Origin of the sequence: Nocardioides ganghwensis (genome assembly GCF_014779655.1) — a bacterium.
Lineage (GTDB): Bacteria > Actinomycetota > Actinomycetes > Propionibacteriales > Nocardioidaceae > Nocardioides > Nocardioides ganghwensis.
Window position 1 is genome coordinate 89,483 of record NZ_JACXYX010000002.1, and the last position, 23,531, is coordinate 113,013.

Below are 23,531 nucleotides of genomic sequence, written 5' to 3' on the forward strand. Positions count from 1 at the left end.
GATGCGCGTGATGGCACAGATGGCGATGGTCATGAACCTCGACAAGTGCATCGGGTGCCACACCTGCTCGGTGACCTGCAAGCAGGCGTGGACCAACCGCGCCGGCACGGAGTACGTCTGGTTCAACAACGTCGAGACCCGGCCCGGCCTCGGCTACCCCCGGACGTACGAGGACCAGGACGAGTGGCAGGGCGGGTGGATCCGCAAGCCCAACGGCCGCCTGGAGCTCCGCGCCGGGGGACGGTGGAAGAAGCTGCTCACGATCTTCTCCAACCCCAAGCTGCCGTCGATCAACGACTACTACGAGCCGTGGACCTACGACTACGAGACCCTGCTCAACTCGCCGCAGACCGACACCTTCCCGGTGGCGCGGCCCAAGAGCCTGATCTCGGGCAAGGACATGAACGTCGAGTGGTCGGCCAACTGGGACGACGACCTCGGCGGATCCCAGGAGCACGCGGCGCGTGACGTGATGCTGAAGGGCATCGAGGACAAGGTGAAGCTCGAGTTCGAGCAGACCTTCATGTTCTACCTGCCCCGCATCTGCGAGCACTGCCTCAACCCGTCGTGCGCCGCGTCGTGCCCCAGCGGCGCGATCTACAAGCGCGAGGAGGACGGCATCGTCCTGGTCGACCAGGACCGGTGCCGGGGCTGGCGCATGTGCGTGTCCGGGTGCCCCTACAAGAAGATCTACTTCAACCACAAGACCGGCAAGGCCGAGAAGTGCACCTTCTGCTACCCCCGCATCGAGGTCGGCATCCCGACCGTCTGCTCGGAGACGTGCGTGGGCCGGCTGCGCTACATCGGCCTGGTGCTCTACGACGCCGACAAGGTCCTGGAGGCGGCCTCGATCGAGGACGAGCACGCGCTGTACGACGCCCAGCGGGCGTGCTTCCTCGACCCCGACGACCCCGAGGTCCAGCGGGCCGCCGAGCAGGCCGGGATCCCGGGCGACTGGATCGAGGCGGCGAAGAAGTCGCCCGTCTGGGCGCTGATCAACCGCTACGAGGTCGCCCTGCCGCTGCACCCGGAGTACCGCACGATGCCGATGGTCTGGTACATCCCGCCGCTCTCGCCGGTGGTCGACGTGGTGCGCGACACGGGGGAGGACGCCGAGGACCGGGTGAACCTGTTCGCCGCCATCGACACCCTCCGGATCCCGGTCGAGTACCTCGCGAACCTGTTCACCGCCGGTCACACCGAGCCCGTCGACAAGGTGCTCAAGAAGCTCGCGGCCATGCGCTCCTACATGCGCGACATCAACCTCGGTCGCGACCCCGACGAGTCCATCCCGGCTGCCGTCGGGATGACGGGGGAGGAGATGTACGAGATGTTCCGGCTGCTCGCGATCGCGAAGTACTCCGAGCGCTACGTCATCCCCACCGCCCACGCGGAGCAGGCGCACGCGCTCGAGGAGCTCGCCACCGAGTGCGCCGTCTCCGACTACGGCGGCGGCCAGCAGGACCTCTTCGGCGAGGGGTCGGGATATCCGACCCCGGTCGCGGTCGAGAACTTCCGGATGCTCCAGGACCGGCAGACCTCCGACACGCTCGCCTCGCCGAGCGACAAGTCCTCGCGGGTGAACCTGCTCAACTGGGACGGCAAGGGCACCCCCGAGGGACTCTTCCCGCCCCGCGACGAGGGGGGTTCCTGATGTTCGGCCGCAGGTCCCGCACCGTCCCGGCCGACGCCCCGCGCACCTGGGCGGTCTGCTCGGCGGTCCTGGACTACCCCACCGAGGAGCTGATGGCGTCGCTCGACGACCTCGAGGCGCTGGTCCCCGGCAACGCCGAGCTGCTCGGGCTCGTCGCGCACATGCGGGGCGTCGGGCTGACCGAGCTCCAGCAGGAGTACGTCGCCACGTTCGACCTCACGCGCAAGTGCGCCCTCTACCTCACCTACTTCGCCTACGGGGACACCCGGCGGCGCGGGGCGGCCCTGGTGGAGTTCAAGGAGGCCTACCGCCGGGCCGGGGTCGAGTGGGCCGAGGAGCTCGGTGAGCTGCCCGACCACCTGTGCGCCGTGCTCCAGCTCGGGGCGACGGTCGACGCCGACGTCGCCTGGCGCCTGCTCAACGACTACCGCGCCGGCGTGGAGATGCTGCGCCTGGCCCTCACAGGCTGGCGCAACGACGACGGCTCCACCGGGTCCCCGTGGGCTGCCGCGCTGGTCGCGCTCTGCCGCACCCTGCCCGAGCTGAAGGGGGAGGAGGCGGATGCCGTACGCCGCCTGGTCGAGCAGGGCCCGCCGGCTGAGGAGGTCGGCCTGTCCGGCTACGGAGCCGACCCGGCCCTGGCCACCGGGCCCGCCCTCATCTCGTCCGCCACCATCCCCGTAGGAGCTCCGCGGTGAACGTCTTCCTCTGGGTCATCGTCCCCTACCTGTGCCTGGCGGTGTTCGTCGTCGGGCACGTGTGGCGCTACCGCTACGACAAGTTCGGCTGGACCACGAGGTCCTCCCAGCTCTACGAGGACCGCCTGCTCCGGCTGGGCTCGCCGCTGTTCCACTTCGGCATGCTGGGAGTCGTCGGCGGCCACGTCATCGGGCTGCTGGTGCCGCGGTCGTGGACCGAGGCGGTCGGGATCGACGACCACCTCTACCACTACGCAGCCGTGGGCGGCGGGCTCGTCGCGGGCTTCATGGCGCTGGTGGGCATGAGCATCCTCATCTACCGCCGGCGCACCGTCGGGCCGGTCTTCTCGGCCACGACGGTGATGGACAAGGTGATGTACGCCTTCCTGGCCGCCGCCATCGTGCTGGGCATGTGGAACACCATCGCGGGCTCGATCTTCAGCCTCGGCGGTGAGTACAACTACCGCGAGGGAGTGTCGGTCTGGTACCGCTCGTTCCTCGCCTTCCAGCCCGACGCGGACCTGATGGCCGAGGCCCCGATCGGCTTCCAGCTCCACGCGCTCGTCGCCTTCGCGCTCTTCGCGCTGTGGCCGTTCACCCGGCTGGTGCACGTGTTCTCCGCGCCCCTGGGCTACCTCACCCGCCCCTACGTCGTCTACCGCTCCCGCGACGACCGTCCGCTCGGCAACGCCGCGCCGCGCCGGGGCTGGGACCAGGTCCCACGGTGAGGCACCCCTGTCCCGGGGACGACGCCGTGCTCGACATCGAAGGTGGTGCACGGGCGCGAGCACGGCACCACCTGGTCCGCGACGTGATGGCCACGCGCCCGAAGACGCTGGCGGCGTCGGCATCGATCGACGACGCGCGGTCCGTGCTGGCCGACGACCACGTCCACATGGTGCTCCTGACCCGCGGCGCGACGCTCCTGGGGACCCTGGTCCGGGCAGACCTGCCGCCGGGCGTGCCCGGCGACGGGCCGGCGCTCCCGTGGTCGACGCTGTCCGGCCGGACGGCGGCCCCCGACGCGCCGGCCGCACCGGTGCGGGAGCTCCTCGTCCGGACGGGACTGCGTCGCCTGGCGGTCGTGGACGAGGACGGCACCCTCCTCGGCCTGCTGTGCCTCAAGAGCTCGGGCGCGGGCTTCTGCTCCGACGCCGACATCACGTCCCGCGCCATGGCCGCCACGACAGATCACGGAGCACCACGATGAGCACCTCGATGAACAGCACGTCCCTCTTCGCGCTGGTGGACGAGCACCTGGCGGAGGCGCGCACGATCAGTTCCGGCCGCAGCGCCCGGACGCTCCACGGCGGGCAGGGTCACGTGCTCCGCCAGACGCTCATCGCCCTCGCCGCGCACCGCCGGCTGGGCGAGCACGAGAGCCCCGGCGAGGCGACGCTGCAGGTGCTGCGCGGCAGGGTGAGGCTCCATGCCGGTGACGAGACCTGGAACGGCGACGTCGGGGACCTCGTGGTGATCCCGCCGGCCCGGCACGTCCTCGAGGCCCTCGAGGACGCGGCCGTCCTGCTGACCGTCGCCCTGCACGGCGTGCCGGGAGCCTGACCCGGTCGTACGGACGTCGCTAGCGGGCCGTTCAGCCGAACAGCGCGCTGCCGTACCGCGTGACGAGGAGCAGGAGGATCCCGCACAGCCACACCGCGGTGGCCAGCAGGTCGAGCCGGTGGTGGATGACCTCCTCGAGGAACCGCCGCGCCGCCCGCGGCAGGGGCAGGTTGCCCTCCAGGACGTTGATGCGGGTCATCTCGACGAACACGAAGGTGGTGGCCACGGTCACCAGCAGGCACCACGGGCACACGGCGCCGATGTGGAAGATCGCCTGGTGGAGGAGCCAGTACGCCAGCGCGAGCCCCAGCGTGTAGCCGGCCTGGGCCGTGAGCATCATCCAGCGCGGGAGGCGTACGCCGGCGAGCCCGGCGGCCGCGAGGGTCAGCACGACGGGCTCGCTGACCAGGCCGAGGAACGCGTTCGGGAAGCCGAAGACCGACGCCTGCCAGGAGCTGCCCACCGTGCCGCAGCTGACGACGGCGTTGATGTCGCAGCCGAAGACCGCGTCCTGGTTGCCGGCGAGGGTGACCGCCTCCGCAGCCAGCACGAAGGACGCAACGAGGCTGGCCGCCGACCAGAGGAGCATCGCGAGCCACGCGCCGCGGACCCTCGACCTGGCCCGCCCCGGTCCCTGCCTCGCGCCGTCGGCGCCCCTCCGGGCCGCCTGGAGGGTCACGGTGCCGGCTGCCCGACGACGGACGCCAGAGACCCGGCCTCGTAGGGGTCACCGGCGAACGGCTTCCCGTCGACCAGGATCGTGGGCGTCCCCTCGACGCCGCTGGCGAAGGCGCGAGTGGTCTGCTGCGCCACCCACCCCTCGTGACGGCCCTCCGCGAAGAGCGCCGTCACCTCCGACGGCACTCCGACGTCGTGGGCGATGCCGGCGAGCTGGTCGTCCGTCAACCCCTCGACGCCCTCGGGAGGCTGGTGGGCGTACAGCGCGCGGTGGAACGACCAGGCATGGTCCGGGTCGGCGTCCACCACGGTCGCCAGGGCGTTGGCGGAGCGGGTCGAGTACTCGGTGCCCTCCGACAGGTGGTCCAGGAAGGCGATGGGCCGGAGGTCCACCGTGACGTCCTCGGCCAGGAGCAGCTGCTGGAGCGTCTCGCCGTTCGCCTGCTCGAACGCACCGCAGGCCGGGCACAGGTAGTCGAAGTAGATCGTGACGGTCACCGGACCGTCCCCGACGGCGATCGAGCCCTCGGGGCCCACCCCGCTGGGCGCGACGACCTCGCCGTCCGCCGCGCGCGGGGCGCGGTCCGTCGCGGCCGGGTCCCGGACCACGACCGCGATGACGGCGACCACGAGGGCGACGAGGACGCCGATGCCCACCCACCGGGCCACCCGGTAGCGAGTGGCGTTGGTGCGCGAGGAACCGCGTCCGGTGCGCGGGGCCGGGGGGCGCGTGGACTGCGTGCGTGTGCTCATGCGGGTTCCTTGCGTGCGGGATGGCGATCGTGCGTCGCCAGCCTCCAAGGTCCGCACGGCGGGCGCCGCGGCCCAACGGCCCCAAGGTCACGGGCCCAAGGTCCCGTTCGCAGGTCGCCGGGCCGTGGGATGCTGCCCGGGTGACCTCCGTCGTCGGCCTCCTCCTCGCCGCGGGCGCCGGGGAGAGGTACGGCGGGCCCAAGGCGCTGGCTCGCGACGACGACGGCACCTCGTGGCTGCTGCGGTCGGTCCAGGCGCTGCGCCCGTGTGCGGAGATCGTGGTGGTGCTCGGGGCGGAGGCCGGGCGGGCGGCGGCGCTGCTGCCGATGTCGGTCTCGCGGATCCGTTGCGACGACTGGGCCGAGGGGATGGGCGCATCGCTGCGCACGGGGCTCGAGGCGCTCTCGTACACCGACCACGACGCCGTGCTGGTCTCCCTCGTCGACCTCCCCGACGTCGACGCGGCCGTCGTGGACCGGGTGCTCGACGCCGCGCACGGACGCGCGACCCTCGCGCGGGCGGCGTACGACGGGGTGCCGGGGCACCCGGTGCTCCTCGGGCGCGACCACTGGGCGGGCGTCGTCGACGCCGCGACGGGTGATCGCGGGGCCCGCGACTACCTCGCGACCCACGCCGTCGAGCTCGTCGAGTGCGGGGACCTCGCGACCGGGACCGACGTCGACCACCGCTGAAGCTCCTGTCCACCGCCCGGTCCGACGTCCGGTCCAACGTGCGACCAACGTGCCGGGTCGTAGCCTGACGACATGCAAGGCATGGACTCCGCCGCAGACGTGGCCGCCCGGCTGGGCGCGACCGGCTACCTCGCCGACGAGGAGCTGGCGACCGTCGTGTTCCTGGCGTCGCGGATGCAGCGCCCGCTGCTGCTCGAGGGCGAGCCGGGCACGGGCAAGACCGCGCTGGCCGAGGCACTGGCGCAGAGCCTCGACCTGCCGCTCGTACGCCTCCAGTGCTACGAGGGGATCGACGCCAGCCAGGCGCTCTACGACTGGGACTTCCCCCGCCAGATCCTGCACCTGAGGGCGCTCGAGGCGGCCGGGGAGGTCGACTCCGACGAGGCCGAGAAGAGCCTGTACGACGAGCGCTTCCTGCTCTCGCGACCGGTGCTCGCCGCGCTGCGGCAGGCGCCGGCCGTGCTCCTGGTGGACGAGGTGGACCGCGCCGACGACGAGTTCGAGGCGTTCCTGCTGGAGGTGCTGTCGACCTGGCAGGTGACGATCCCGGAGTTCGGCACGGTGACCGCGCCGGAGCCGCCGCTGGTGGTGCTGACGTCCAACCGCACCCGCGAGCTGCACGACGCGCTCAAGCGCCGCTGCCTCTACCACTGGATCGACCACCCGGGCCTCGAGCGCGAGGTGGAGATCGTCCGCTCCCGGGTCCCCGAGGTCAGCGAGGCGCTGGCCCGGCAGGTGGTCGGGCTCGTCCAGCAGCTGCGTGGGCGCGACGACCTGCTCAAGCCGCCCGGGGTCGCCGAGACCCTCGACTGGGCGCGCGCGCTCACCCACCTCGGGACCGTCGAGCTCGACCTGTCCTCCGCCGCGGCCACCCTCGGCGCCCTGCTGAAGTACCGCGAGGACGCCGACCGGGTGAAGGCCGCCCTGGACCGGATGCTGTCGCGATGAACGCCGTGCTCCACGAGGCCGACGAGGTGCTGCTGGGCTTCACCCGCGCGCTGCGCGCGGCCGGCGTACCGGTCACCCAGGACCGCGCGCACGGGTTCCTGGCCGCGGTGGCGGCCGTCGGCGCCGACGACCGCCAGGCCACCTACTGGGCCGGCCGCGCGACCCTGTGCGGCTCGCCGGACGACCTGGCCCGCCACGACCAGGTCTTCGCCGCGTGGTTCGACCCGCGCGACGGCCTCCCGCGGGCGCAGCCGCGCGAGGCCTCCCGCCCCTCCACCGCCCACCTGCTGCCCGACGCCGAGGGCGCCGGCGGCGGCGAGGAGGCGGGGGAGGAGGACCTCGTCCGGGCGAAGGCGTCGGAGGCGGAGGTGCTGAAGCACCGCGACGTGGCGACGCTCGACGCCGCGGAGAAGCGGCGCCTGGCCTCGATGTTCGTCCGTCTGTCGCTGCGCCCGCCGGAGCGGCGTACGGCCCGGCACCGGCGCTGGCACCGCGGCGAGCTCGACGCCTCGCGGACCCTGCGCAACTCCCTGCGCCACCTCGGCGAGCCCGGCGAGATCGCCTGGCGCCGGCGCGGCACCCGCCCGCGCCGGGTGGTGCTGCTCCTCGACGTCAGCGGGTCGATGAGCCCGTACGCCGACGCGCTGCTGCGGCTCGCCCACCGCCTCACCCAGTCGGCGCGCTCGGTCGGCGGCACCGTCGAGACCTTCACGGTCGGCACCCGGCTGACCCACGTGACCCGCGCCCTGCGCTCGCCCGACGCGGACCGCGCCATCGTCGCCGCCGGCGAGGTGGTGCCGGACTGGTCCGGTGGCACCCGGCTGGGGGAGACGCTGCGGGTCTTCCTCGACCGGTGGGGCCAGCGCGGGATGGCCCGCGGCGCGGTCGTGGTGGTCTTCAGCGACGGCTGGGAGCGCGGCGACGCCGAGCTCCTCGGCGAGCAGATGGCCCGGTTGAAGCGGGTCGCGCACCGCGTGGTGTGGGTCAACCCGCACCGCGGGAAGGCCGGCTACGAGCCGCTCCAGGGCGGGGTGGTGGCTGCCCTGCCGCACTGCGACGACTTCCTCGCCGGGCACTCGCTGGCGACGTTCGCCGACCTGACCGAGGTGATCTCCCGTGCGTGACGTGCTGCCCGAGCTGATGCAGTGGTGGGAGGCCGGCGAGACGATCGGCGTCGGGACGGTGGTCGCGACCTTCAGGTCCGCACCCCGCCCGGCGGGCGCCTCGATGCTGGTCGGCCCCGACGAGACCGCGGTGGGCTCGGTCTCGGGCGGCTGCGTGGAGGGTGCGGTCTACGAGCTCGCGCAGTCGGTCGTGGCGTCCGGGGAGCCGGTGCTCGAGCGCTACGGGGTCTCCGACGACGACGCCTTCGCGGTCGGCCTCACCTGCGGCGGCATCCTCGACGTCTTCGTCGAGCAGGTCTCGCGGGAGACCTTCCCGCAGCTGGGCGAGGTGGCCGCCGACATCGAGGCCGGACGACCGGTCGCGCTGGCCACCGTCATCGAGCACCCGGACCCCGCGTGGGTCGGCCGCCGCATGGTGGTCCGCCCGGACGTCCCCGCCGACGGCAGCCTCGGCTCGCCGCGTGCCGACGCCGCCGTCCACGACGACGCGCTCGGCCTGCTGGCCGCCGGCACCAACGCCACCCTCACCTACGGCCCGGACGGGGAGCGTCGCGGCGAGGGCATGCGGGTCTTCGTGTGGGGCTTCGCCCCCAAGCCGCGGATGCTGGTCTTCGGCGCGATCGACTTCGCCGCCGCCGTGGCGAAGGTCGGCTCCTTCCTCGGCTACCACGTCACGGTGTGCGACGCGCGCCCCGTCTTCGCGACCACCTCCCGCTTCCCCGGGGCCGACGAGGTGGTCGTCGACTGGCCGCACCGCTACCTGCAGGCCGAGCTCGACGCCGGTCGCATCGACCGGCGCACGGTCCTCGCGGTGCTCACGCACGACCCGAAGTTCGACGTCCCGCTGCTCGAGGTCGCGCTGCGCCTCGACGAGGACGTACGCCCGGGCTACATCGGCGCGATGGGCTCCCGGCGCACCCACGACGAGCGGTTGGCGCGGCTGGTCGAGGCGGGTCTCACGGAGGACGAGCTGTCGCTGCTGTCGTCGCCGATCGGGCTCGACCTCGGCGCCCGTACGCCCGAGGAGACGGCCGTGTCGATCGCGGCCGAGATCGTGGCCCGGCACTGGGGCGGCTCGGGGGAGCGGCTGGCCGTGACGCAGGGTCGCATCCACCACGACGACTGAGCGGATGCCGGCGTCCTGCGGGCAGGGCGGAATTTGCCGGGGGTGGATGCCCCGCCTATGGTCTCCGGGATGTTTTTTCCCGCCGCGCTGCCCCGTGACCGTGCCCGAGCGACCGTTCTCCTGGTCGCGACCGTCCTGCTGCTCGCCGTCCTGACGCCGGGCACGTCGGCCGCGCAGACCCGCGAGGACGGCCGGTCCCAGGCCGGGGCCGCCGGACCCGCCGGTCGCTTCAGCGTGGCGACGCTCAACCTGCGCAAGGGGATGAGGGTCGCGGGCATGCGGCACGACATCGGGCGGGTCCTCGACGGGGGTGCCTCCGTCATCGGGTTCCAGGAGCGCCTGTTCAGCCGGCCCGCACTGCGCGCGTCCCTGCCGAAGTCGTGGACCCTGCTGATGCCGAGCGGCCCGACCGGCACGGACGACAACCCCATCGCCTTCGACAAGGACGTCTGGGGGCTCGAGAAGACCTGGCCCGCCCTCCTGACCGGCCGGACGTGGCGGCGCCAGGCCACCGGTCGGGTCGCCCACGACCAGTACGGCGTTGTCGCGGTGCTGCGGCACCGCGCGAGCGGTCACGTGATCCGTGCGGTGAGCTTCCACCTCCCCAACCACCTCCACAACCGCCGCACCGGCGGGCCCAACTACGCCAACCGCCAGGGGGTCGAGGCGATGTGGCGGATGGCGAGCCGGGTGCGGGCCCTCAAGGAGAACGCGCCCGTGGGGCACCAGTTCGTCGCGATGTGCGACTGCAACGTCACCGAGAACCGGGACACGACCGACCACCTCGTGAAGGGCCGGATCACCAGGCCGCTGCGCCTGGAGACCAACTACAGCGGTCGCAAGGGTGGCTCGGGGATCGACTACGTGATGGGCGAGCGCGACTCGGACTTCCGCATCCGCTCCTTCCGCTCCTACCGCCACCTGGTCACCGACCACCCCGGCATCGTCGCCACCTTCGCGCGCAAGCGCTGAGCGCGGCCGGGGGAACGACCCCCCGAGCGTGCGCGGGTCGCCACAGGCGGGTTCAACGCCCTGGGAACGCCGACGAGCGTCCTGACCTCGCCCGCAGCTCGGCAGTGCGAGCACCGTCGGCGGCACTGATGCGGCAGATGAGCGCGAGCGGGGGCGACGAGTCCGACCACGAACCGAGGGCCGTGGAGGTCGTGGAACGAGCGCTGGCCTACCGTCCGGTCGCGCTGACAGGGCAGATCAGGGTGGAGCCGGTCCGCTGACAGTGCTGGATTGCCAACCATCGGGTCGCGCAGGAACGCCGCCACGGCTGAGCGACCCTCCTCCCACGTCCGCTCATCGACATGAGCGGACGTACGTGTCTGCCCGCTCTCATGGTCAGGACGTGCCTGTGGCCCCGCCACCTGTGGGTGGCGGGGTGTGGGGTGGGGTCATCTTCGGCGGGGTCGTGGGATGCCCGGCGGTTCGGGTGGCCCGGACGGCTCGAGCGCGGTGGTGCCGGTCCGGTCGCGGCGGTAGCGGTGTCGGTGGGGTGAGGTCCACTCGAACACCCCTGGCTCGACCATCTCGTAGCGCCCAGCCGAGTGGGTCTTCAACCGGTGGTGGAACCGGCACAGGCAGGCGAGGTTGTCCGTCCGAGTGGGTCCGGGCTGGGGTCTGCCCTCGGCCTCGGCGTCGTGGTCGTAGGCGGTGATGTGGTCGATGTCGCAGCCGCGGGCCGGTCTCGTGCACGACGGGAACACGCAGGTGCGGTCGCGGAGAATGATTTGCTCGCGGATCCGGTCCGGGATCTCGTAGCCCTGGGCGGTGAGCTGGGCGTTGAGGTCGATCACGGGCTTGATCGTCACCTTCGTACGGCTGTCGGCGCACCAGGACCGGACCTGGTCGAGAAGGACGAGTCGCTGCCCGTTCTCCATACGTCCAGTCGGACCGAACACGGTCTGCTCGCCGACCACGGAGGCGTCGAAGTGGGCGTGGATGACGACCTCCCGCGCAGCCGGCAGGTCCGGCCCGCTCTCATTGGTGGTCGAGGTGCTGGCTTTGTCGGTGGTTGAGGAGCGAGCCTCGAAACCACGGCAGCTGTCCTGGGCTGAATCGTCCTGGGCGGAGTCGTCCTGGGCGTGGAGGTCGAGCGCTGTCTGCGTGCGGGCGAGGTCACCCAGCGCCTTGGCGCGTCGCACGTCCAGCGACTCGGTCGAGCCGAGGGCCTTCTGGACCGCCGCGTGGTGGGCCACGGCTCGGTCGAGGTCGAGGGCGTCGGCGATGTCGAGGTCGGCCTCGAGGTGCAGGGTGCCGGCGTAGTGCACGTCGTCCTTGTCCACGGTGACGTGGCGCGGGTCGACGTGCTGCCACCCGTCCTCGGGATCAGCGGACGGGTCGGCGGTGGCGAGGTCGTAGCGCTTGATCGTCTCCGCGACGAGCCGGTCGAGCTGCGCCTGCCCGATCCGCCCGGCCACGGCGGCGACCTGGGAGTCGACGAACCCTGCCGCCTCGGCCGTCAGTGGGGGCGAGGAGTGGATGGTGGTCTCGGCGACGGCTCGGGCCCGCCAGGCTGGGACCCGGCCGGTGTGTACCTGCTCCCACAACCGCGGCAGGCGGTGGCGCAGCTCGAGGGCGTGGCCGATGAGCTTCTTCGCCGCCGTGCTGGTGATGCCGAGGACGGTGCCGAGCTCGGCGACACAGAACTCCGCCACCAGGGGTGCGCCCTCGCCGGCGATGGGCTCCTCGTGCTCACACCCCGGAACCGTGAACGACGCGGCGTCGTGGATCGACTCCGGCGGGTGCAGGTCGGCCCACCGGGTGGCGAGGACGAGCTGGTCGGCAGCGGCCCGGTCCTCGGCGGCTTTGCGGTCGCGGATCGCGGACAGCACGTCGGCGGGCGAGAGGTCGTCTGCGACCCCTCGCACCTCCGCTTCCAACCTCTCGATCATGTGTTCGATCCTACGGAAGCCCACCGACAGTCACCTTGGACCTGGACGGCTCTCGACCAGTGAACTCGGGAGCGGTTTCGAGGCTCGCTTCGCTCGCACCTCAACCACCGAACGGCGGCCATGAGACGGGTCTCGATACGCCCGCTCGTGCCTCGCGGGCTACTCGACCACCGACAGGGGCGGGCTACTCGACCGTCGAGAGCGGAGCGGGTGGTCGACCATCGATCCTTGGCCGGGGCGGAATCCCTGTTGCGGTCATCACACTCGGGCTAGGTTTGCGATGACCCACCAGGAGCCGCCATGACCAGCGAGGACCTGCACGCCCGCCGTGTGCGAGCGGTGCGCGCCTGGACGCGCTTCGTCGAGGAGGGGGACGGCGGGGCCACCGCGGTGCGGCCCGAGATCCTGCGCAGCTGGGAGCTGTCGGGCGTCGTGTCGCCGACGGTGACCCACGCCCCGCTCGCCGACGAGGGGGACACCGCCGACTTCTGGAAGCAGTCACCGCTCCAGACGGCGGTCGAGCGCGTGCAGGACGAGCTGCGGCGCACGGCCGAGGACGGCGACCTGGTCATCGCGGTGACCGACGATCAGACCCGGATCCTGTGGACCTACGGCGGCCGGGTGATGCGGCGCAAGGCCGAGACGGTCAACTTCGTGCCCGGCGGCCGCTGGGACGAGCAGAGCGTCGGCACCAACGCGCTGGCGATCGCGGGGCGGACCGCCCGGCCGTCGATGGTCTTCAGCGCCGAGCACTATGCCGAGGTCGTGCACAACTGGGTCTGCTGGGCCGCCCCGGTGTTCGACCCGGTCACCGGGCGCTCGCTCGGGGTGATCGACCTGTCGACGACGTGGGACCGGACCCACCCGATCGGGCTCGCCACCGCACGCGTGATGGCCCGGCTGATCGAGGGGGCCCTGCCGGCCGACCGGCGTACGACCCTCGCCGGCGACGCCGGCCCCACCGAGCCCGGGCTCACCCTCACCCTGCTCGGCACCGCCGAGGTGTGGCTGGACGGGCAGCGGCTCCTGCTCAACCGTCGCCAGACCGAGATCCTCGCCCTGCTCGCGATGCACCCCGCGGGCCTGTCGGTCGAGCACCTGCACTCGTTGCTCTACGGCGACTCGTCGGTGACGACCTCGACCCTCAAGGCGGAGGTCTCGCACCTGCGCGCCGCCCTGGCGGGACAGCTGTCCTCGCGCCCCTACCGCCTCACGATGCCGGTCGCCACCGACGTCGAGGAGGTCCAGCGGCTGCTGCGCCGCGGCGACGTACGGGCGGCCGTGCGGGCGTACGGCGGGGACCTGCTCCCCGGCACCGACTCGCCCGCGCTGGTGCAGATGGGCGACTACCTCGCGGTGAGCGTCCGTGAGGCGCTGCTCGCCAACCCCGACGCCGACGCCGTCCTGCGCTACAGCGAGCTCGCGCCCTACGACACCGCCGTGGTCGAGGCGTGCCTCGCGGCCCTGCCGGTCCACCACCCGGTCGCCCCGCTGCTCAAGGGCAAGCTGGCCGCCTCCGGCGGATGACCGACCTGCGGAGCGCGCTCGCGTCCGTCGTCGCGCTCGCGGTGCTGACGGCGTGCGGCGGTGGTCGCGAGGAACCGGCTCCCGAACCCGTGACCCGGACCAGCGAGGCCCCGGACGCCGGGCCCTGGGAGACGGTCGTTGACGAGGGGACGGGGATCAGGTTCGACTTCCCCGTGGCCGCGACCCCGGTCGAGGGGGAGCAGGTCGTGGCCGGACGGCGGTTCCCGACCTACACCTACGCGCACCGGACAGGCGGCACCGAGCTGGTGGTGGTGCTCGAGGACGTCGGCCTCCGGCTCCGCCTGGTCCCCAAGGACATGGTCCGCATGATCACGGGCACGCTCGAGGGGGCAGGCGACGGGCAGATCCGGTGCGGGCGGGTGCGCGGCGACGCGCGGCGGCTGCGTACGACGTGCCGGTCGGTGGACGAGACGGGCCGCGAGCGGATCTCCATGGGCATCGCACTCGCCTTCCGCGAGGTGGTGTCCACCTCGATCGTCGCCCACACCGCCGACCCCGACGAGGGGCTGCACGCCTACCAGGTGAGCGGCGCCGCCAAGAAGATCGCCGACAGCATGCGGGCCGGCGGTCGGGTGGTCTGAACCAGTTCGCTGCTGGTCTCGACGCGCTGCCGCGGGTTCGCGAGCTCACCCGCGGCGCTTGCTCGACCGGGACAGCCGAGACCGGGAGCTCGTTCCTCGCTCGTGATCTGCCTGCCCCCAACCATCTCCCAACCACGGCGACCTAGGTTCGGCACCAGGAGTGACCCACCTCACACTGGAGCGGCCAGATGACGAAGATCGAACTCACCGTCGACGGGGCTGCGGTCTCCGACGACGTCGAGCCCCGGATGCTGCTGGTGCAGTACCTGCGGGAGAAGCTCGGCAAGACCGGAACCGTGGTCGGCTGCGACACCTCCAACTGCGGAGCGTGCACCGTCCACCTCGACGGCACGAGCGTGAAGTCGTGCAACGTGCTCGCGGTGCAGGCCAACGGGCGCACCGTGACCACGATCGAGGGTCTCGCCGACGCCGCCGAGGGTGAGCTCCACCCGGTCCAGGAGGCGTTCCGCGAGTGCCACGGCCTGCAGTGCGGCTTCTGCACCCCGGGGATGATCATGCAGGCCGTCGACCTGCTCGCCGAGAACCCGGACCCGACCGAGGAGGAGGTGCGGCTGGGCATGGAGGGCAACCTCTGCCGCTGCACCGGCTACCACAACATCGTCAAGAGCGTGCTCCACGCAGCCGAAGGAGCCAAGTCATGACCGCCACCCAGGACCGCCCCGCAGCGGAGATCGGCAAGGACCGGCGCCGCAAGGAGGACCAGCGGCTGATCACCGGCCGCACCCGCTGGACCGACAACATCACCCTGCCCGGCATGCTGCACCTGGCCATGGTGCGCAGCCCCTTCGCCCACGCCACCATCACCTCGATCGACGTCGAGGCCGCCAAGGCCTCGCCCAACGTGGTCGCCGTGCTGAGCGGCAAGGACTTCGGCGACGAGCTCGGGGTGTGCATCAACGCCTGGCCGATCACCCCGGACCAGAAGACCCCGGCCCACTCGCCGATGCCCGCGGACCGCGTGGCGTTCGCCGGTGAGGTCGTCGCGGTGGTCGTGGCGCGCAGCGCCGCCGAGGCGCGCGACGCGGCCGAGCTCGTCGACGTCGAGTACGAGGAGCTGCCCGCCGTCGTCGGGATCAAGAAGGCCCTCGAGGACCAGGTCCTGGCGCACCCCGACCTCGGCACCAACAAGTCGGCGCTGTGGGTCTTCGACTCCAGCGAGGCCGGCACGGGCGGCGACGTCGAGGCCGCGATCGCGGAGGCGCGCACCAACGGCATCGTCATCGAGCGCGAGTACCGCCAGCAGCGACTGATCCCCGCCTTCATGGAGCCGCGCAGCGTCGTGGTCGACCCCACGGGGGAGCAGATCACCATGTGGTCCGCCACCCAGATCCCGCACATCCTGAGGTTCGCCCTGGCGGCTACCACCGGCGTGCCCGAGTCGAAGATCCGGGTCATCGCCCCCGACGTCGGTGGTGGGTTCGGCGGCAAGCTCCAGACGACCCCCGAGGAGTGGATCGCCTGGGCCGTCGCGCGACGGCTCTCCAAGCCGGTGAAGTACACCGAGACCCGCAGCGAGAGCCTGCTGGCGGCCCACCACGGCCGCGACCAGGTGCAGATGCTGACGTTGGCGGCCGACAAGGACGGCAAGGTCACCGGCTTCAAGGTCCACCTCGACGCCGACCTGGGCGCCTACATCGCGATCGTCGGCGGCGGCGTCCCCGTCCTCGGCGCCTTCATGTTCAACGCGATCTACAAGTTCCCCTCCTACCGCTTCGAGTGCCAGACCGTGCTCACCAACACGACGTTCACCGACGCCTACCGCGGCGCGGGGCGTCCCGAGGCGACGTACGCCGTCGAGCGGCTGATGGACGAGCTGGCCGCGGAGGTGGGGGTCGACCCGCTCGAGATCCGCGAGCGCAACTGGATCACGCACGAGGAGTTCCCCTTCACCACCGTCGCCGGGCTCGAGTACGACTCCGGCAACTACGAGGCCGCCACGGCGAAGGCCAAGGAGTCCTTCGGCTACGACGCGCTGCGCGCCGAGCAGAAGGAGCGCCGCGAGCGCGGCGACCGCGTCCAGCTGGGCATCGGCGTCTCGACCTTCACCGAGATGTGCGGCCTCGCGCCGAGCCGGGTGCTCGGCAGCCTCGACTACGGCGCCGGCGGCTGGGAGCACGCGAGCGTGCGGATGCTGGCCACCGGCAAGGTCGAGATCGTCACCGGCGCCAGCGCGCACGGCCAGGGCCACGAGACGGCGTTCAGCCAGATCGTCGCCGACCGGCTCGGTGTGCCGTTCGAGGACGTGGAGGTGCTGCACGGCGACACCCAGATCGCGCACAAGGGCCTCGACACGTACGGCTCCCGGTCACTGGTGGTCGGCGGCGAGGCGCTCGTCCGCGCGGTCGACAAGGTCATCGAGAAGGCCAAGCACCTCGCCGCGCACCTGCTCGAGGCCAACGCCGACGACCTCGACTACACCGCCGGGCGGTTCAGCGTCCGCGGCACCGACCAGGGCGTGACCATCCAGGAGCTCTCCACCGCGGCGTTCGCGGCGCACAACTACCCCGAGGACATGGAGCCCAGCCTCGACGCCGACGCGACGTACGACCCCGTGAACTTCAACTACCCCCACGGCACGCACCTGTGCGCGATGGAGGTCGACACCGAGACCGGTGCGGTGAAGATGCGGAAGTACACCTGCTGCGACGACATCGGCGTCATCATCAACCCGCTGATCGTGGCCGGCCAGGTCCACGGCGGCCTGGTGCAGGGCATCGCGCAGGCGCTGTGGGAGGAGGCCGTGCACGACGAGGCCGGCACGCTCGTGAGCGGGTCATTCGTCGACTACCTGCTCCCGACGTCGGCCGACACGATCTCCTTCGACGTCGTGCACACCGACGAGCCGAGCGTGTGCACGACCAACACGCTGGGCACCAAGGGCGTCGGCGAGGCCGGCACCATCGCCTCGACCCCGGCGGTCGTCAACGCCGTCGTCGACGCCGTACGCCACCTCGGTGTCCACGACATCCAGATGCCCTGCACGCCCGAGCGCGTGTGGCGGGCGATCCACGCCAACGACGGTGACGCACCGACCCCGGAAGCGGCGATGCCGCACTTCGAGGAAGGCGCCCTCAACCAGGACGAAGGAGCAGGCCAGTGATCCCGGTGAAGTTCGACTACCTCGCACCCACGTCGGTCGAGGAGGCCATCTCCGCCCTCGGGCAGCACGGCGACGACGCGAAGATCCTCGCCGGCGGGCAGAGCCTGCTGCCGGTGCTGCGGATGCGCCTCAACGCCCCCGAGGTCGTCATCGACCTCGGCGGCATCTCCTCGCTGCGGGGCATCCGCGACGACGGCGACGCCATCGTGATCGGTGCGATGACCACCCACCACGACGTCCGCGACGACCACCTCGTCAAGGAGCACGCGCTGCTGCTCTCCAAGGCGGCGGCCGAGGTGGCCGACTCGCAGATCCGGCACCGCGGCACGTTCGGCGGGGCGCTCGCCCACGCCGACCCGGCCGGCGACCTCGGCGCACCCGCGCTCGCGCTCGGCGCGCAGTTCGTGATCGCCGGGCCCGGCGGGACGCGCACGGTCGAGGCGTCCGACTTCTTCGTCGACCTCTTCGAGACCGCCATCGGCGACGACGAGATCCTCACCGAGGTGCGCATCCCCAAGCACACCGGCTGGGGCGCCCACTACGAGAAGTTCGTCCGTGTCGCGCACCAGTGGCCGATCGTGGCCGTCGCCGCCACCGTCAAGGGCTCGATCGACGAGGCCCGCATCGGCCTGACCAACATGGGCTCGACGCCCCTGCGGGCCACCGCCAGCGAGCAGGCGCTGGCCGGCGCCAGCGCGACCGAGGACGGCGTACGCGCCGCCGCGGACCTCGCCGCGGAGGGCACCAACCCGCCCTCGGACCTCAACGGCGCGGCCGACTACCGCCAGCACCTCGCCCGGGTCCTCACCGGTCGAGCCGTCCTCAAGGCTGCGGGGGTGTAGGGGTGGAGCTGAACCACCGGTTCACCGTCCCGATCGGCGTCGAGGAGACCTGGGCGCACTTCAACGACATCGCCTCGGTGGCCGAGTGCTTCCCGGGCGCGCAGGTCACCGAGGCCGACGAGAGCTCCTTCTCGGGGTCGGTCAAGGTCAAGCTCGGGCCGATCGCGCTGCAGTACAACGGCAGCGGCACCTTCGTGGAGAAGGACGCCGAGGCCCACCGCTTCGTCGTCGACGCCAAGGGCAAGGACAAGCGCGGCAACGGTACGGCCGGGGCGAAGGTCACCGTGGTGATGACCGACGCCGCCGGCGGGTCGACCGACGTCTCGGTCGACACCGACCTCGCGATCACCGGCAAGCCCGCGCAGTTCGGCCGCGGGGTGATGCAGGACGTCTCGGACAAGCTGCTCGGTCAGTTCGTGGCGTGCCTCGAGCAGCGGCTCGCCGCCCCCGAGCCCGCACCCGAGCCGCAGGGGGAGCCGGCAGCCCAGCCGCCGAGCGAACCGACTGCGGAGGCGACCGCCCCGTCGGTGGCGGCGGCCGCGCCTCCGCCGCCGGCACCACCCCCGCCCCGGCCCGTACGGGAGCCCGAGGCGCTCGACCTCGGCAGCGCCGTGCTGCCGGTGATCCTCAAGTCGTACTGGAAGCAGGCCCTGGCCGCGCTCGTGGTGCTCGCCGTCCTGAGGAGGCTGCTCAGAAGACGTTGAGCGGGCGGAACTGGACGGAGATGCGCGGCCCTGCGTGGGCCACCTTGGGCACGGCGTGCTCCCAGGTGCGCTGGCAGGAGCCGCCCATCACGACCAGGTCGCCGTGCCCCATCGTCAGCGCGATCGACGACCCGCCGCCCCGGGGCCGCAGCAGCAGCCGGCGCGGGTCGCCGACGCTGACGATCGCGACCATCGTGTCGGCGGTGCGGCCCCGGCCGATCGTGTCGCCGTGCCAGGCGACCGAGTCGCGACCGTCGCGGTAGAAGCAGCAGCCGGCCGTCACGAACGGCTCGCCCAGCTCGGGCAGGTAGTGACGGCTCAGTGCCGTACGTGCCTCGACCAGTGCGGGATGGGGGAGCGGGGCACCCGCGAGGTAGGTGTGGACCAGGCGGGGGACGTCGACCACCGAGTCGTACATCTCGCGTCGCTCGGCGCGCCACGGCACCTCCTCGACGAGTGCGGAAAACACGGCGTCGGGGTCCGCCAGCCAGCTGCGCTGGACGTCGACCCACGCTCCGCGGGTCAGCCGGCGACGCTCAGGTGCCAGCGCCACGGAATCCGTGGTGTCGTCGGCGAAGAGGGACGTCTGGTAGTCCACGACGGCACCCTACCACCAGAGTCGAACAGGCGTTCGATCCATCCGAAGACTTCGAGGGTTTATCGAAGGAACCGTCAAATCGGAGACACCCGTCCAGACCAGTCCTAGCCTGAATGCATGGATCCGGTCGACGTCGTCGTCCCGCGACAGCGGGCGCTGAAGCACGTCCAGGTCCGCGAGCACGTCCGCAGCCTCATCGAGGCGCAGCCGCCGGGCTCCGCGGCACCGTCCGAGCGCGAGCTCGTGGCCCGTTTCGGCGTGGCGAGGATGACCGTGCGACAGGCGCTCGACGCGCTGGTCGCGGAGGGTCTCCTCGAGCGCATCCCCGGCCGCGGCACCTTCGTCGCGCAGCCCCCCAAGACCGTCGGCCGCCTGACCTCCTTCACCGAGGAGATGCGCCGGCGCGGGATGCTGCCGGAGTCGCAGACGCTGCTCGCCCGCGTCGAGCAGGCCGGCCCGGGCGTGGCCCGTGCGCTCGACATCTCGCCGGGCGACCCGGTCCTGCACTGGCGACGGCTGCGCCGCGCCGACGCGGCCATCGTCTGCGTCGAGGACGCCTACCTCAACGAGGTGCTGCTGCCGGGCTTCCTGCAGCACGGCACGCCCACCAGCCTCTACGAGGCCCTCGGTGCCCGCGGCCTGCGCCCCACCGAGGTCGAGGACTCCATCAGCGCAGACCGTGCCAGCGCGGACGAGGCGGCGATCCTCGAGATCGCCGAGGGCGACCCGGTCCTGCGCCACGCCCGCCGTGCCGTGTCGGAGGGTCGCATCGTCGAGGTGTCACGCACCTGCTACCGCCACGACCGCTTCACCGTCTACCTCCAGCTCAACGACCGCTGACGCGTCACCCGCGGCCCAGGTCCGCGAGCTCGCGCTCGAGGTTGGCCCGCGCCGCCGCCTCCCACAGGTCGCGAGCCTGCGCGGTGTGGAACAGGTGCGGCTTCGCCGCGAGGTCGGCGAGCACCGCCGCCCGGCCGGCGCGGAAGTCCGCGTCGCCCACGTGCGCGAAGTCGGCCCGCACGCCCCCGACGTAGGCGTCGTACCGCTCGCGCGGCGCAGCGAGGATCGCGAGGTCGGCGTCGCTGAGCGCGCAACCCGCCGGGTCGTCGTCGTCCGGCCGGTGGTGGACGGTCATCCGCACCAGCCGCGCGACCTCCCCTGCGTACGACGCGGGCAGGGCCCGCTCGGCCCAGCGGGCCGAGCGCTCCTCGTCGTCCTCGGCCCCCTCGTAGACCGCGTCGTGGAACCAGGCGGCGAGCGCGACGGCGGTCCGGTCGAACCCGGCGCCCGCGGCGGCCAGCCGGTCGAGCCGGTCGAGGACCTCCTCGAGGTGCAGCAGGTCGTGGTAGCCGGGGCGGTCCCAGGCTGCGAGCAGCTCGTCGCGCAGGTCGTGGTGGTCGGGGAGCGGCCACCTCCCGGCGAGCGTCATCGGGGCGGTGCTCACCCGCGGGCGTCCTGCAGCTCGCGCGCCTGCGCGTGCCCGGACGCCATCGCCCACCGGATGGCGCCGGTGGACACCTTCCCGAGTGCGCGGCCGACGACCCGGTCCAGCGCCTCGTCGAGCACGGGCGGGTGGGGCAGGCCCAGCTCGCGGCGTTGCCACTCGGGCGTCAGCGACACAGCGGCCCCGACGAGGGCGAGGTACGCCGGGCGCGCGGCGACCGGCAGGTCGGGGTGCCACACGAGGAACGAGATGGCGTCGCGCGCGGCGGGGGTCCCGGCGAGCTCGGGCCGGTAGGCGTCGAGGCGCGCGCGGAGGCCGGCCTCGGTCGTGGGCGGCTCGGTCACGCCGAGCAGGGCCGCGACGTGCGCGGTCTGGGCGACGTACTCGTCGCGCTCCGCCCCCACGAGCGGTTCGTGCCCGAACCGGTCGTGCGCGAGCAGGAAGCTGTCGATCTCGGCCACGTGCACCCAGCCGAGGAGGTGCGGGTCCGAGGCGGCGTACGGGGTGCCGTCGGGCATCGTGCCGGTCACCGACTCGTGGGCGCGCTGCACGGCACGGATCACCTGGAGGGCGTCGCGCTCGGCCCCGAACGTGGTCATCGCTATGTAGGTGGAGACCTGCGCCAGGCGTCCCCACATGTCGCCGCGGTAGCCGGAGTGGTCGGCCACGCCCTGCATCGCCGCCGGGTGCAGCGACTGCAGCATGATCGCGCGGATGCCGCCGACGAACATCGACGCGTCGCCGTGCACGCGCGTGATCGGCGAGTCGGGCGCGAACCACCGCGGGCCCGGGGTGCCGTGCACGCGCTCGCGGTTGCGCGGGCCGTCGGGGCCGGCGACCTTGCGGAACAGCTCGGCGCCGAGGCGTTCGCGGAGGGTCACGACGTCGAGACTAGCGACGGCCCCCAACGCCCGGGTCGGCCTTTGACTTCGAGTACTCGAAGTTCCTAGCGTCGTCGACGTGACCACCCACGCCGAGCCCCGCAGCTACACCATCCGGGAGACCGCGGCCCTCACCGGGCTGCCGGCCAGCACGCTGCGCTACTACGAGCAGGTCGGGGTCATCCCCCCGATCAGCCGTGGCGCGAGCAGCGGCCACCGCGTCTACGGCGAGGACGACCTCGACCAGCTGACGGCGGTCTCCTGCCTGGCCGCGACCGGGATGGGGCTCGACGACATGCGCCACTACATGGCCAACGCCACGCGCGGTGCCGCGGCCGCGGCCGAGCAGCGCGAGCTGCTCGAGCAGCAGCAGCGGCACCTCACGGTCGAGGCGGAGCGGCTGGTCCTGCGCCAGCGCTACGTCGACCTGAAGATCGCCTACTGGCAGGCCGTGGAGGACGGCGACGCCACCCGGAGCGAGGACATCGCGTCCCGGGCGCGCGAGCTCGCCGAGGAGCTGCGCGCGGTCACCGACCACTAGTCGGCACCCGCCGACGTACACCCCGGGGCAGCCCCGGGGCATCCCCACAGAGCAAGGAGACCCCCATGCGCGTGAACGCCTACGCCGCACCCGCCGCCGGTGAGCCGCTGGCCCCGACGACCATCGAGCGCCGCGAGGTCGGCGCCGACGACGTGCTCATCGCCATCGAGTACGCCGGCATCTGCCACTCCGACATCCACACCGTCAACGGCGACTGGGGCCCGCAGCCCTACCCGCTCGTCCCCGGCCACGAGATCGTCGGCACCGTCACCGAGGTCGGCGCCGACGTCACCCGCCACCGGGTCGGCGACCGCGTCGGCGTCGGTTGCATGGTCGGCTCGTGCGGCGAGTGCGACAACTGCCGCAACGGCGACGAGCAGTACTGCCGCAAGGGCATGATCGGCACGTATGCCGCCACCGACCGCGACGGCACCACCACCCAGGGCGGCTACTCCACCCACGTCGTGGTCGACGCCGACTACGTCCTCTCGATCCCCGAGGGCCTCGACCCCGCGGCCGCCACGCCGCTGCTGTGCGCGGGCATCACGACGTACTCGCCCCTCAAGCACTGGCAGGCCGGTCCCGGCAGGAAGGTCGCGGTCGTCGGCCTCGGCGGCCTGGGCCACATGGCCGTCAAGATCGCCCACGCCATGGGCGCCGAGGTCACGGTGCTGTCGCAGTCGCTGAAGAAGCAGGAGGACGGCCTCCGCCTGGGCGCCGACCACTACTTCGCCACCAGCGACCCCGACACCTTCGAGGCGCTCGCCAGCTCCTTCGACCTGGTCGTCAACACCGTCAGCGCGAAGATCGACGTCAGCGCCTACCTCGGCCTGCTCGCCGTCAACGGCGCGATGGTCAACGTCGGTGCCCCTGCCGAGCCGCTGAGCCTCAACGTGTTCTCGCTGCTCAGCAACCGCCGCACCTTCGCCGGCTCGATGATCGGCGGCATCGCCGAGACCCAGGAGATGCTCGACTTCTGCGCCGAGCACGGCATCGTCTCCGAGGTCGAGGTCATCGCGGCCGACCAGGTCAACGAGGCGTACGAGCGGGTGCTCGCCTCCGACGTGCGCTACCGGTTCGTGATCGACACCAGCACGCTCGCCTGACCCGACGCGGTCGTCACGCCGGGGCCCGG

At 72.4% G+C, this 23,531-nt stretch carries 25 protein-coding genes; 19 read left to right on the plus strand and 6 right to left on the minus strand.

The window, feature by feature from the left end; genetic code table 11:
• Position 1: 1 nt before the first annotated feature.
• The 5 genes from narH to IEZ24_RS02675 are packed head-to-tail and all read left to right on the plus strand — an operon-like array spanning position 2 to position 3,915.
• The gene (narH, locus tag IEZ24_RS02655) at positions 2-1,654 is read left to right on the plus strand and encodes a nitrate reductase subunit beta (protein ID WP_129453317.1); all 1,653 of its coding nucleotides are present in this window, start codon (positions 2-4) and stop codon (positions 1,652-1,654) included.
• On the plus strand, positions 1,654-2,352 hold the full coding sequence (gene narJ, locus IEZ24_RS02660; RefSeq protein ID WP_129453318.1) for a nitrate reductase molybdenum cofactor assembly chaperone: 699 nt from the start codon (positions 1,654-1,656) through the stop codon (positions 2,350-2,352). The genes narH and narJ overlap by 1 nt, the downstream gene beginning before the upstream one ends.
• Positions 2,349-3,080, plus strand: coding sequence for a respiratory nitrate reductase subunit gamma (narI, locus tag IEZ24_RS02665; protein ID WP_129453319.1), 732 nt, complete (start codon positions 2,349-2,351; stop codon positions 3,078-3,080). The genes narJ and narI overlap by 4 nt, the downstream gene beginning before the upstream one ends.
• Positions 3,081-3,106: 26 nt before the next feature.
• The gene (locus IEZ24_RS02670; RefSeq protein ID WP_129453320.1) at positions 3,107-3,562 is read left to right on the plus strand and encodes a CBS domain-containing protein; all 456 of its coding nucleotides are present in this window, start codon (positions 3,107-3,109) and stop codon (positions 3,560-3,562) included.
• Between the two features lie 8 nt (positions 3,563-3,570).
• Positions 3,571-3,915 carry a cupin domain-containing protein gene (locus IEZ24_RS02675; RefSeq protein WP_129453321.1) on the plus strand — a complete coding sequence of 115 codons (345 nt, stop codon included), beginning with the start codon at positions 3,571-3,573 and terminating at the stop codon, positions 3,913-3,915.
• 31 nt (positions 3,916-3,946) lie between these two features.
• Here the strand turns inward: IEZ24_RS02675 and IEZ24_RS02680 are convergent, their stop codons facing one another.
• Both IEZ24_RS02680 and IEZ24_RS02685 read right to left on the minus strand, forming a co-directional pair.
• Entirely contained in the window at positions 3,947-4,594 is a 648-nt protein-coding gene (locus IEZ24_RS02680; RefSeq protein ID WP_207206682.1) for a vitamin K epoxide reductase family protein, read from the minus strand.
• Positions 4,591-5,346 carry a DsbA family protein gene (locus IEZ24_RS02685; protein WP_129453322.1) on the minus strand — a complete coding sequence of 252 codons (756 nt, stop codon included), beginning with the start codon at positions 5,344-5,346 and terminating at the stop codon, positions 4,591-4,593. Before IEZ24_RS02685 ends, IEZ24_RS02680 begins: the two co-directional genes overlap by 4 nt.
• Before the next feature lie 140 nt (positions 5,347-5,486).
• Between IEZ24_RS02685 and IEZ24_RS02690 the strand changes: the two genes are divergently transcribed.
• The 5 genes from IEZ24_RS02690 (at position 5,487) to IEZ24_RS02710 (ending at position 10,208) form a co-directional block, all read left to right on the plus strand.
• Entirely contained in the window at positions 5,487-6,038 is a 552-nt protein-coding gene (locus tag IEZ24_RS02690) for a nucleotidyltransferase family protein (RefSeq protein WP_242498360.1), read from the plus strand.
• A gap of 72 nt (positions 6,039-6,110) precedes the next feature.
• Complete coding sequence (locus IEZ24_RS02695) at positions 6,111-6,986, plus strand: AAA family ATPase (RefSeq protein ID WP_397190524.1); 876 nt, start codon at positions 6,111-6,113, stop codon at positions 6,984-6,986.
• Complete coding sequence (locus IEZ24_RS02700) at positions 6,983-8,110, plus strand: vWA domain-containing protein (RefSeq protein ID WP_129453324.1); 1,128 nt, start codon at positions 6,983-6,985, stop codon at positions 8,108-8,110. The genes IEZ24_RS02695 and IEZ24_RS02700 overlap by 4 nt, the downstream gene beginning before the upstream one ends.
• Positions 8,103-9,236 carry an XdhC family protein gene (locus IEZ24_RS02705; RefSeq protein ID WP_165355955.1) on the plus strand — a complete coding sequence of 378 codons (1,134 nt, stop codon included), beginning with the start codon at positions 8,103-8,105 and terminating at the stop codon, positions 9,234-9,236. Before IEZ24_RS02700 ends, IEZ24_RS02705 begins: the two co-directional genes overlap by 8 nt.
• Before the next feature lie 69 nt (positions 9,237-9,305).
• Positions 9,306-10,208 (plus strand): exonuclease/endonuclease/phosphatase family protein, encoded by a 903-nt coding sequence (locus tag IEZ24_RS02710; protein ID WP_129453325.1) that lies wholly within the window; start codon positions 9,306-9,308, stop codon positions 10,206-10,208.
• Between the two features lie 428 nt (positions 10,209-10,636).
• Here IEZ24_RS02710 and IEZ24_RS02715 read toward each other — a convergent pair whose 3' ends face one another.
• Positions 10,637-12,136, minus strand: coding sequence for an HNH endonuclease signature motif containing protein (locus IEZ24_RS02715; protein WP_129453326.1), 1,500 nt, complete (start codon positions 12,134-12,136; stop codon positions 10,637-10,639).
• Positions 12,137-12,436: 300 nt separating this feature from the next.
• Between IEZ24_RS02715 and IEZ24_RS02720 the strand changes: the two genes are divergently transcribed.
• The 6 genes from IEZ24_RS02720 to IEZ24_RS02745 all read left to right on the plus strand — a co-directional run bounded on the left by IEZ24_RS02720 (position 12,437) and on the right by IEZ24_RS02745 (position 18,932).
• Positions 12,437-13,663: a transcriptional regulator gene (locus IEZ24_RS02720; RefSeq protein WP_129453327.1), complete on the plus strand. Its 1,227-nt coding sequence runs from the start codon at positions 12,437-12,439 to the stop codon at positions 13,661-13,663.
• Positions 13,660-14,265: a hypothetical protein gene (locus IEZ24_RS02725; protein ID WP_129453328.1), complete on the plus strand. Its 606-nt coding sequence runs from the start codon at positions 13,660-13,662 to the stop codon at positions 14,263-14,265. The genes IEZ24_RS02720 and IEZ24_RS02725 overlap by 4 nt, the downstream gene beginning before the upstream one ends.
• Positions 14,266-14,453: 188 nt before the next feature.
• The gene (locus IEZ24_RS02730; protein ID WP_129453329.1) at positions 14,454-14,927 is read left to right on the plus strand and encodes a (2Fe-2S)-binding protein; all 474 of its coding nucleotides are present in this window, start codon (positions 14,454-14,456) and stop codon (positions 14,925-14,927) included.
• On the plus strand, positions 14,924-17,386 hold the full coding sequence (locus IEZ24_RS02735; RefSeq protein WP_129453330.1) for a xanthine dehydrogenase family protein molybdopterin-binding subunit: 2,463 nt from the start codon (positions 14,924-14,926) through the stop codon (positions 17,384-17,386). The genes IEZ24_RS02730 and IEZ24_RS02735 overlap by 4 nt, the downstream gene beginning before the upstream one ends.
• Positions 17,383-18,228 (plus strand): FAD binding domain-containing protein, encoded by an 846-nt coding sequence (locus tag IEZ24_RS02740; protein ID WP_129453331.1) that lies wholly within the window; start codon positions 17,383-17,385, stop codon positions 18,226-18,228. The genes IEZ24_RS02735 and IEZ24_RS02740 overlap by 4 nt, the downstream gene beginning before the upstream one ends.
• A gap of 2 nt (positions 18,229-18,230) precedes the next feature.
• On the plus strand, positions 18,231-18,932 hold the full coding sequence (locus IEZ24_RS02745) for an SRPBCC family protein (RefSeq protein WP_129453332.1): 702 nt from the start codon (positions 18,231-18,233) through the stop codon (positions 18,930-18,932).
• On the opposite strand, the gene IEZ24_RS02750 is transcribed toward IEZ24_RS02745, so the two are convergent.
• The gene (locus IEZ24_RS02750) at positions 18,919-19,530 is read right to left on the minus strand and encodes an alpha-ketoglutarate-dependent dioxygenase AlkB (RefSeq protein ID WP_129453333.1); all 612 of its coding nucleotides are present in this window, start codon (positions 19,528-19,530) and stop codon (positions 18,919-18,921) included. The two genes, IEZ24_RS02745 and IEZ24_RS02750, sit on opposite strands and share 14 nt — an antisense overlap.
• A 117-nt stretch (positions 19,531-19,647) precedes the next feature.
• Between IEZ24_RS02750 and IEZ24_RS02755 the strand changes: the two genes are divergently transcribed.
• Positions 19,648-20,370, plus strand: coding sequence for a GntR family transcriptional regulator (locus IEZ24_RS02755; protein ID WP_129453334.1), 723 nt, complete (start codon positions 19,648-19,650; stop codon positions 20,368-20,370).
• 4 nt (positions 20,371-20,374) lie between these two features.
• On the opposite strand, the gene IEZ24_RS02760 is transcribed toward IEZ24_RS02755, so the two are convergent.
• Both IEZ24_RS02760 and IEZ24_RS02765 read right to left on the minus strand, forming a co-directional pair.
• On the minus strand, positions 20,375-20,974 hold the full coding sequence (locus IEZ24_RS02760; RefSeq protein ID WP_129453335.1) for an HD domain-containing protein: 600 nt from the start codon (positions 20,972-20,974) through the stop codon (positions 20,375-20,377).
• Positions 20,971-21,855, minus strand: coding sequence for an oxygenase MpaB family protein (locus IEZ24_RS02765; protein ID WP_207206683.1), 885 nt, complete (start codon positions 21,853-21,855; stop codon positions 20,971-20,973). The genes IEZ24_RS02760 and IEZ24_RS02765 overlap by 4 nt, the downstream gene beginning before the upstream one ends.
• 79 nt (positions 21,856-21,934) lie before the next feature.
• Here IEZ24_RS02765 and IEZ24_RS02770 point away from each other — a divergent pair, with 79 nt between their 5' ends.
• Together IEZ24_RS02770 and IEZ24_RS02775 are read left to right on the plus strand one after the other, a co-directional pair.
• Positions 21,935-22,396 carry a MerR family transcriptional regulator gene (locus tag IEZ24_RS02770; RefSeq protein ID WP_129453337.1) on the plus strand — a complete coding sequence of 154 codons (462 nt, stop codon included), beginning with the start codon at positions 21,935-21,937 and terminating at the stop codon, positions 22,394-22,396.
• Between the two features lie 65 nt (positions 22,397-22,461).
• Positions 22,462-23,502 carry an NAD(P)-dependent alcohol dehydrogenase gene (locus IEZ24_RS02775; protein WP_129453338.1) on the plus strand — a complete coding sequence of 347 codons (1,041 nt, stop codon included), beginning with the start codon at positions 22,462-22,464 and terminating at the stop codon, positions 23,500-23,502.
• Positions 23,503-23,531 lie beyond the last annotated feature (29 nt).

Excerpts from the sequence above, each read along its gene's own strand:
- narH (WP_129453317.1), top strand. The coding sequence starts at position 2 with ATGCGCGTGATGGCACAGATGGCGATGGTCATGAACCTCGACAAGTGC.
- narJ (WP_129453318.1), top strand. The coding sequence starts at position 1,654 with ATGTTCGGCCGCAGGTCCCGCACCGTCCCGGCCGACGCCCCGCGCACC.
- IEZ24_RS02675 (WP_129453321.1), top strand. The coding sequence starts at position 3,571 with ATGAACAGCACGTCCCTCTTCGCGCTGGTGGACGAGCACCTGGCGGAG.
- IEZ24_RS02685 (WP_129453322.1), bottom strand. The coding sequence starts at position 5,346 with ATGAGCACACGCACGCAGTCCACGCGCCCCCCGGCCCCGCGCACCGGA.
- IEZ24_RS02695 (WP_397190524.1), top strand. The coding sequence starts at position 6,111 with ATGCAAGGCATGGACTCCGCCGCAGACGTGGCCGCCCGGCTGGGCGCG.
- IEZ24_RS02700 (WP_129453324.1), top strand. The coding sequence starts at position 6,983 with ATGAACGCCGTGCTCCACGAGGCCGACGAGGTGCTGCTGGGCTTCACC.
- IEZ24_RS02710 (WP_129453325.1), top strand. The coding sequence starts at position 9,306 with ATGTTTTTTCCCGCCGCGCTGCCCCGTGACCGTGCCCGAGCGACCGTT.
- IEZ24_RS02715 (WP_129453326.1), bottom strand. The coding sequence starts at position 12,136 with ATGATCGAGAGGTTGGAAGCGGAGGTGCGAGGGGTCGCAGACGACCTC.
- IEZ24_RS02720 (WP_129453327.1), top strand. The coding sequence starts at position 12,437 with ATGACCAGCGAGGACCTGCACGCCCGCCGTGTGCGAGCGGTGCGCGCC.
- IEZ24_RS02725 (WP_129453328.1), top strand. The coding sequence starts at position 13,660 with ATGACCGACCTGCGGAGCGCGCTCGCGTCCGTCGTCGCGCTCGCGGTG.
- IEZ24_RS02730 (WP_129453329.1), top strand. The coding sequence starts at position 14,454 with ATGACGAAGATCGAACTCACCGTCGACGGGGCTGCGGTCTCCGACGAC.
- IEZ24_RS02735 (WP_129453330.1), top strand. The coding sequence starts at position 14,924 with ATGACCGCCACCCAGGACCGCCCCGCAGCGGAGATCGGCAAGGACCGG.
- IEZ24_RS02755 (WP_129453334.1), top strand. The coding sequence starts at position 19,648 with ATGGATCCGGTCGACGTCGTCGTCCCGCGACAGCGGGCGCTGAAGCAC.
- IEZ24_RS02775 (WP_129453338.1), top strand. The coding sequence starts at position 22,462 with ATGCGCGTGAACGCCTACGCCGCACCCGCCGCCGGTGAGCCGCTGGCC.